Raw genomic sequence first — 7,758 nt, forward strand, 5'->3', positions numbered from 1 at the left:
CGCGTCCCGGACCCGGCGGCGCGCAGGGTTCGGGGGCCGGGCCGGGTGCCGGTCATCCGGTCGCCGAACCCAGCGTGACCTGCACCGTCCGGTCGGCCAGCTGCACCGGGAGGGTGGCCCCGGGAGCGGCGGAGCGGATCTGCGCCTGCAGGTCGAGGCCCGTGGTGATCTGCTTGTCGCCGAACTTGCGGACGACGTCGCCTGCCTTGATCCCCGCCGCGTCGGCGGGGCCGCCGGGGACGACGCTCTGGATGCGGGCCCCGGTGACCGACTGGTCGTCGCCGACCCCGACGCCGAGGACGGCGCGGGTGGCACGGCCGGTCGTCTCCAGCTCCTGCGCGATGCGCTTGGCGGAGTTGACCGGGATGGCGAACCCGACGCCGATGGACCCGCCCTGGGAGCCGGTCGTGGCGATGGCGGAGTTGATGCCGATGACGCGGCCCTGCATGTCGACGAGCGGGCCGCCTGAGTTGCCGGGGTTGATGGCGGCGTCGGTCTGCAGGGCGCTGAACACGGTGGGGTCGGAGCCGGCGAGCTCGTCGCCGACGCCGACGGCCCGGTCGAGCGCGCTGATGATGCCGGTGGTCACGGTGCCGCCCAGCCCGAGCGGCGACCCGAAGGCGACGACGGGCTGGCCGACGCGGACGCCGTCGGAGTTGCCGAGCTCGATCGGGACCAGGCCAGTGACGTCGGTGGCGCGGACGACGGCGAGGTCGGAGCTGGGGTCGCGGCCGACGATGGTGGCGGGGACGCTGCGGCCGTCCTGGAAGACGGCCGTGACGGTGCCGCCGTTCGCGGCGTCGGCGACGACGTGGTTGTTGGTGAGGATCAGTCCGTCGGCCGAGAGGATCATGCCGGAGCCCTCGCCCTCGCTGCGGGCGCCGGTGACGCGCAGCTGGACGGTGCTGGGCAGCACCCGGGTGGCGACGGCCTCGACCGGGCCCTGGGCTGCGGGGTTCTGGTCGACGTCGGGCAGCGGCTCGTTCAGCACGTTCCCCGACGAGGCGGGGGTCTGTCCGCGGTCGGCGAGCCGGTAGCCGACGTACCCGCCGACGCCGCCACCCACCAGGGCCGCGACCAGCGCGAGCGCGACCATGGCGGCGGCGAGGCCGCCGCGGCGGCGGGGCCTGCCCTCCCCGCCTCCCGGGGCGGCGACGGTGCGCTCGGGCGGCGGCCCTCCGGGCTGGGGCCAGGGCTGCTGGGCGGCGTGCTGGGCCGTCGGCTGCTGGAGGGCGTGCTGACCGGTCGCCTGGCCGTGCCGGGGGCCGGGATGCTGGGGACCGGGCCGGGCCGGCGGCTGCTGGTCGGGCAGGTGGACGGTGTCGCCCGCGCCGGCGGCGGGGCGCCACCCGGTCGGCGGTTGCTGGGCCTGCGGTGGTCCGGTCGGGGGCCACTGGCTCGACGGCTGCTGCGCGTACTGCGGGTGGGATCGCCCCGCCTCGCGGGCCGCGGCGGCGGGGACCCCACCGGGCGGTGTCCCGACACGCGCCGCACCGCCGGGGTGGACGGTCGCGGGGAGCGCCGGCGCGGCGATCGGGGCAGGGGCATCGAGGACAGGCGAATCGGCGGGAGGGGCGTCGAGGGCCGTGCCGGCGACGGCGGTCGGGTCGACGGCGGCGGGCCCGCCGCCGGGGACCGGGCCGACACCCGGATCCGAGCCCGGGTCGACGGCTGCCGCAGGCACGTCGGCGTCGGCCGGCACCGGGGTCCCGGCCGGCGGTGTCACCGGGTCGGGGTCGGGCCGCGGCACCCCGATCGCGTGCGCAGGCGGATGCTCGACACTCGAATCCTGCTGCGCCGCAAGCATTTTGGCCGGACCGTCACCGGGGGTGGGCACCCCGCCGGGCGGGGTGGGAGCCACCGGGTGGTCGGGCTCGGCCCGATCGGTCACGGTGCCGTCGTCGGCGTGCCCGGGCGCGCCGGACCCGTCATTCGCCATGTCTGCCGCCCCCACGTCGCGAACCCCTCGGCACAGCCTATGAGCAACGTCGGCGCCGCGCGCTGCCGCCGCTCTCGACCGCGGGGGCGCGGTTCACTCGGCCGGGCGGCGCCCGGGCAGCCGCAGGACGAGCAACGCCCCGCCCTCGGGAGCCCGCTCCGCCCACACCGCGCCGCCGTGGCGGATCGCCACCTGACGCACGATCGCCAGGCCCAGCCCTGACCCGGACATGGTGCGGGCCTGGTCGGCCCGGTAGAAGCGGTCGAACACGTGGGGCAGGTCCTCCTCGGCGATACCCGGCCCCTGGTCGGCGACCTCCAGCACGATCGTCCACTCGTCGAGGACCTTCGCCTCCACGCGCACCCGGCCCGCCGGGGGGCTCCACTTCGCCGCGTTGTCCAGCAGGTTCAGCACGGCCCGTTCCAGGGCCGTCGAGTCGCCGACGAGCGTCCACGGCACCGTCCGCACGTCGAACTCGACGTCCCCGGCACGGCGGCGGGCCCGTTCCAGTGCCCGGTCGACGACGTCGGTGAGCTCCACCGGCTCGGCCGTCGTGCGCGGCGGGTCGTCGCGGGCGAGCTCGACGAGGTCGCCCACCAGCTGCGACAGCTCCTCCACCTGGGCGCGGACGTCGTCGAGGATCTCCGCGCGGTCGGACTCCGGCAGCGTCGGCGCACCAGGCCTGTCGGCGGAGGCGAGCAGTTCGAGGTTGGTGCGCAGCGAGGTCAGGGGGGTCCGCAGCTCGTGCCCGGCGTCGGCGACGAGCCTGCGTTGCTGTTCCTGCGAGGCGGCGAGGCCGCCGAGCATCTCGTTGAAGCTGTGCGTGAGGCGGGCGAGCTCGTCCGACCCCGACACGGGGATCGGGTCGAGCTGGCCGGTCGCGGCGATGCGCTCGGTGGCGGTGGTGAGCCGCTGCACCGGGCGCAGGCCCGCACGGGCCACCGCTACACCTGCGATCGCGGCCACGGCCACGCCGATACCGCCGATGATCGGCAGGGCGACCCCGAGCTTGGTCAGGACCTCCTGCGTCGGCGCGAGCCGCTGCCCGATGACGAGCGCGCGTCCCTGCCCGGCCTGCACGGCGACGACACGGTAGGCGTCGCCCGCCGACCCGGCGGTGCGGACCGAGTAGTCCTCGGCGCCGCGCGCCACCTCGATCTCCTCGTCACCCAACGGCGGTGCCGACGCCGATCCCTCCGCCGACAGCGCACGCGGCGGCCCCGCGGGGCCCGCCTGCAGCAGGGCGATACGGATGTCGGCGGCGCCCAGGACCTCGGGCGGGATGCCGGCCAGCGACGCGGGATCCGACAGCTCGCTCTGCGCGGCCGCGGACGCCCGTTGCAGGAGGTTGTCGTCGAGCGTCGCGAGGATGTTGGCGCGCACGATGAGGAACGCCGCGACCGACACCAGGACGACCGCGACGGCCGCGACGAGCGCGGCGAGGATCCCGATGCGCGCACGCAGCGAGATGTGTCGGAGCGCCGGGAGCCGGGAGCGCACGGACGCAGCATTCCTGGTGGCCGGGGCGAGCCGCTCGGCGGCCCCGGCCCTGCTCACGGCGGCGACTCGCGCAGGACGTACCCGACGCCGCGGACCGTGTGGATCAGCCGCGGCTCGCCGTCGGCCTCGGTCTTGCGACGCAGGTAGCCGATGTAGACCTCGAGCGCGTTGCCGGTCGTCGGGAAGTCGTAGCCCCAGACCTGCTCGAGGATCTGCGCGCGGGTGAGCACCCGGCGCGGGTGCGCGAGCAGCAGCTCGAGCAGCGAGAACTCGGTGCGGGTCAGGCTGATGCGGCGGTCACCGCGGCGGACGTCGCGGGTGTCGGGGTCGAGCGAGAGGTCCGCGAACTCCAGCGGTTTGCTCGCCCCCGCAGCCGCGGCGGCGATCTCGTCGGGCGTGCGCCGCCGCAGGAGCGCGCGCAGCCGCGCGAGCAGCTCCTCCAGCGCGAACGGCTTGGGCAGGTAGTCGTCGGCGCCGGCGTCGAGGCCGGCGACACGGTCGGACACCGCGTCACGGGCGGTGAGCACCAGGATCGGCAGCTCGTCACCCGCCGCGCGCATACGCCTGCACACCTCGAGGCCGTCCAGGCGCGGCATCATCACGTCGAGCACCATCGCGTCGGGGCGCGAGGACTGCAGCGCGTCGAGTGCCGCCTGGCCGTCACCCGCCAGCTCGACGGTGTAGCCGTTGAACGCGAGCGAGCGCCGCAGAGACTCGCGGACCGCCCGGTCGTCGTCCACGACGAGAATTCGCATGTGCCCAGTCTGTCCCCGACGACTGAGAGGCGCCTGAGAGGTGGCTGTGCGCTACGTCCGGTCTTCGCGCAGGAACGAGGCCAGGTAGGCGACGGCCATGTCGTCGTCGGCGTGCCCGGCATCGGAGGCCCGGCGGAACCGGTCCCGAGCGGCGGCGGCGACGTCGAGACGCACCCCGGCGGCGGCCCCGGCGTCCACGATCAGCCCGGAGTCCTTGGCCGCGTTGGCCGCGGAGAAGTTGGGCGCCCAGTCGCCGTCGAGGATCGCCGCGGCCTTGGCGCGCAGATACCCCAGGTCGAGCGGGCCGCCCTCGATCGCGTCGAGGAACTCCTTCGGGTCCACCCCCAGGCCCTTCGCCAACGCCATGGTCTCGCCGGTCGCCGCGGTGATGGCCAGCACCCAGCTGTTCGCGACGAGCTTGAACCGGCTCGCGGCCGCGTCGGCGCCGTCGTCGCCGAGCCACACCGTCTGCCTGCCGACGGCGTCGAACACCGGCGCGACCCGGTCGCGGACGTCGGCGGGGCCAGCCGCGAAGATCTGCAGCCGGCCGCTCTCCGCGGGCGCGCGGGTGCCCAGGACGGGCGCGTCGACGAACACCAGGCCGTGTGTGCGGGCCAGGGCGGCGAGCCCGGCCAGCGGGGCGACGCCGACCGTCGTCATCTGCGCCCACACCTGACCGGCGGCGAGCCCGGGCACCGCGCGTTCCATGACGGCCTGCACGTCGCCCGCGTCGCCGAGCATGGTGATGATCACGTCGGCCCCGCGGACGGCGTCCGAGGGTTCGGCGCAGCCGGTCGCGCCCGCATCGACGAGCGGGCGTGTCTTCTCGGCGGTGCGGTTCCAGACGCGCAGGTCCAGCCCCGCGGCGAGAACGTTGTGCCCCATCCCCGCGCCCATGATCCCGGTGCCCAGCAACGCCACTGTCGTCATGGGCCCGAGACTATTCGGCCCGCACCGCGCGCGCCGGGCCGCGCCCGATGGGCGAGGATTGTCGCGTGTTCGCCGTGCTGTCGCTGGTGCTGCTGCTCGTGACGCACGTCTACCTCTACCGCCGCGCGGTCCACGACGTGTTCCCCACGCGCCGCGCCCGCCGCATCGGCGCGGCCGTGATCGTCGTGCTCGGGCTCGTCGCCGCGGCCGCGTTCGTCACGCAACGGAGCATCCCGCCCGACACCGCGCGACCCCTCGCGCTCACCGGCTACCTGTGGCTCGCCGTCGCCCTGTACGCGTCGCTGCTCCTCGCCGTCGGCGAGCTGGTACGGCTCGGCGTGCGCGCCGCCGGCCGTGCCACCGACCCCGAACGCCGCCGGTTCCTCTCGCGCGTCCTCGCCGGGACCGCCGTCGTCGCCGCGGCCGGCACCGTCACCTACGGCGCGATCGCCGCCCGCCGGATCCGCGTCGAACGTCGCGACGTGCTGCTCGACCGCCTCCACCCCGCGTTCGACGGGTGGACCATCGCCGCCATCAGCGACGTCCACCTCGGACCGCTCGTCAACCGCGCCGACCTCGCCGGTTTCGTCGCCACCATCAACGACGCCGCACCCGACGCCGTCGCCGTCCTCGGGGACCTCGTCGACGGCGACGTCGCCACCCTCGGCCCCTACGCCGAACCGCTGCGCGACCTGCGCGCCCCCACCTACTTCGTCACCGGCAACCACGAGTACTACTCCGGTGCGGCGCAATGGATCGAGCACCTGCCGACCCTCGGTGTCCGCGTCCTGCGCAACGAACGCGTGACGCTGCGACGTGGCGACGCAGTCCTGCACGTCGCCGGCTGCGACGACCGCACCGCCGCCCGCTCCGGCGTCCCCGGCCACGGGTTCGACCTCGCCGCGGCGCTGGCGGGTCGCGCCCCCGACGAACCCGTAGTCCTGCTCACCCACCAGCCCGTCATGATCGACGAGGCCACCCGCGCCGACGTCGACCTCCAGATCTCCGGGCACACCCACGGCGGCCAGCTGTGGCCGCTCACCGAGGTCGCGCTCATCGACCAGCCCGTCCTCGCCGGGCTCACCCGCGTCGGCAACACCTGGCTCTACGTCACCCGGGGCGTCGGGTTCTGGGGTCCACCCGTCCGCGTCGGGTCGCCACCGGAGATCACGTTGCTGACCCTGCGGGCGCGGGGTGGGGCACCGTGACCTGACGGACCGGTCGGGTCACGGTGCCCCAGCGCCGGCCGGAGAATCGATACCCGGCCGGGGACCGTCGCATGCCGCGGGACACCGCCGCCTCGCACCCGCACCCCGGGCGCGACAGGCCGGCCCTCGGCTCATGGGTACTGATCGGCCAGACCCTCGACCCTCCAGATCGTCGGCGCCGCCGTGACGCTGGGCGGCACCGCGCGTTGCCGGCATCAGGTCGACCGGATCACCGTCCCGGCCGCGAGCACGGGCCAGGTAGGCTCCCTCGTAGCTCAGGGGATAGAGCACCGCTCTCCTGACGCGAACCAGGCATGACCACTGCCTGCGCGTCCGCCTCAGGACCGACGATCACCAGCTCACCCGCTGCCAGCTCGTGTCAGCGGGTGTTGGGCTGTTCCGGCCCTCATGTGCCCCAGATGTGCCCCCGCTGAAGCGGCTCCTCCGCCTTGCTAGGGCGTGTTGATCAAGAAGGCTGGGCTGAAGGTCGGGGGACTCTCGATGCTGTGACGCGTCAGGAGATCTCGGATGAGGTGTGGGCTGTTCTGGAGCCGTTGATGCCGGTGCCAGCCGGGCGTTCCCGGCCGTGGACGGATCATCGGCTTGCGGTTGAGGGGATGGCGTGGAAGTACCGCACCGGCGCGACCTGGCGTGATGTGCCGGAGCGGTTCGGGAAGTGGAACTCGATCTATAAACGGTTCGCTCGCTGGGCTGAGGACGGCACCTGGGACAAGCTGCTCGCGGAGGTTCAGAAGCAGTCCGAGGCGCCGGGCAAGCTCGACTGGGTGGTATCGATCGACTCGACGATCGCGCGCGTGCATCAGCACGGCGCGACCCTCCGCCGCGACACAGGGGGATCTGTCGAATCACAAGAATCCGCGGGAGGAGCCGCCTGATCACGGAATCGGCCGGTCGCGAGGTGGTTTGACGAGCAAGGTCCATCTCGTCTGCGACGGCCGCGGACGTCCGCTGAGCTGGGTGATCAGCGGCGGAACATCAACGACACCACGATGATGACCGCCACGCTCGAGCAGATCCGCGTCCCCCGCGCAACCGGCCGTCCGCGGCAGCGCCCAGACCGGGTGCTCGCCGACAAGGGCTACCCGTCCAAGAAGAACCGCGCGTGGCTGCTGGAGCGGAAGATCGCCGCGACGATCCCCGAGCGCGACGACCAGATCGCGCACCGCCACAGGAGGCCCGGCCGACCCATCGACTTCGGGGAGGCCCAGCAGGAGCGATACAAGGGCCGCAACGTCGTCGAGCGGTGCTTCAACAAGCTCAAGCAATGGCGCGGCATCGCGATGCGCTCAGACAAGACCGCTCGCGTCTACCGTGCCGCGATCGCTCTCGCCGCCACGCTGATCTGGATCAAGACTGACTTGGTTCACGCGGGTTAGCGCATCACCTCGAGCGGTCCCTCGCTAGG

At 74.2% G+C, this 7,758-nt stretch carries 5 protein-coding genes and 1 pseudogene; 2 read left to right on the forward strand and 4 right to left on the reverse strand.

Annotation, left to right across the window (positions count from 1 at the left end; genetic code table 11):
• Positions 1 to 52: 52 nt before the first annotated feature.
• From AB7F12_RS20320 to AB7F12_RS20335, 4 genes are all read right to left on the reverse strand, one after another.
• Positions 53 to 1,939, reverse strand: a complete 1,887-nt coding sequence (locus AB7F12_RS20320; RefSeq protein ID WP_428501711.1) for a trypsin-like peptidase domain-containing protein — start codon at positions 1,937 to 1,939, stop codon at positions 53 to 55.
• Between the two features lie 93 nt (positions 1,940 to 2,032).
• Positions 2,033 to 3,496, reverse strand: a complete 1,464-nt coding sequence (locus tag AB7F12_RS20325) for an ATP-binding protein (protein WP_428501712.1) — start codon at positions 3,494 to 3,496, stop codon at positions 2,033 to 2,035.
• On the reverse strand, positions 3,493 to 4,194 hold the full coding sequence (locus AB7F12_RS20330; RefSeq protein ID WP_428501713.1) for a response regulator transcription factor: 702 nt from the start codon (positions 4,192 to 4,194) through the stop codon (positions 3,493 to 3,495). The genes AB7F12_RS20325 and AB7F12_RS20330 overlap by 4 nt, the downstream gene beginning before the upstream one ends.
• 51 nt (positions 4,195 to 4,245) lie before the next feature.
• Positions 4,246 to 5,124 carry an NAD(P)-dependent oxidoreductase gene (locus AB7F12_RS20335; protein WP_428501714.1) on the reverse strand — a complete coding sequence of 293 codons (879 nt, stop codon included), beginning with the start codon at positions 5,122 to 5,124 and terminating at the stop codon, positions 4,246 to 4,248.
• Between the two features lie 65 nt (positions 5,125 to 5,189).
• Here AB7F12_RS20335 and AB7F12_RS20340 point away from each other — a divergent pair, with 65 nt between their 5' ends.
• Both AB7F12_RS20340 and AB7F12_RS20345 read left to right on the forward strand, forming a co-directional pair.
• Complete coding sequence (locus AB7F12_RS20340) at positions 5,190 to 6,332, forward strand: metallophosphoesterase (RefSeq protein ID WP_428501715.1); 1,143 nt, start codon at positions 5,190 to 5,192, stop codon at positions 6,330 to 6,332.
• A 449-nt stretch (positions 6,333 to 6,781) separates the two neighbouring features.
• Positions 6,782 to 7,729: pseudogene (locus tag AB7F12_RS20345) on the forward strand (IS5 family transposase).
• Positions 7,730 to 7,758: the final 29 nt, after the last annotated feature.

It is taken from the genome of Pseudonocardia sp., assembly GCF_050250275.1.
In the GTDB taxonomy this organism is placed as follows: Bacteria; Actinomycetota; Actinomycetes; order Mycobacteriales; family Pseudonocardiaceae; genus Pseudonocardia.

What these genes read in the sequence shown, in the direction of transcription:
- AB7F12_RS20320 (WP_428501711.1), bottom strand. Translation starts at nt 1,939, where the DNA reads ATGGCGAATGACGGGTCCGGCGCGCCCGGGCACGCCGACGACGGCACC.
- AB7F12_RS20330 (WP_428501713.1), bottom strand. Translation starts at nt 4,194, where the DNA reads ATGCGAATTCTCGTCGTGGACGACGACCGGGCGGTCCGCGAGTCTCTG.
- AB7F12_RS20335 (WP_428501714.1), bottom strand. Translation starts at nt 5,124, where the DNA reads ATGACGACAGTGGCGTTGCTGGGCACCGGGATCATGGGCGCGGGGATG.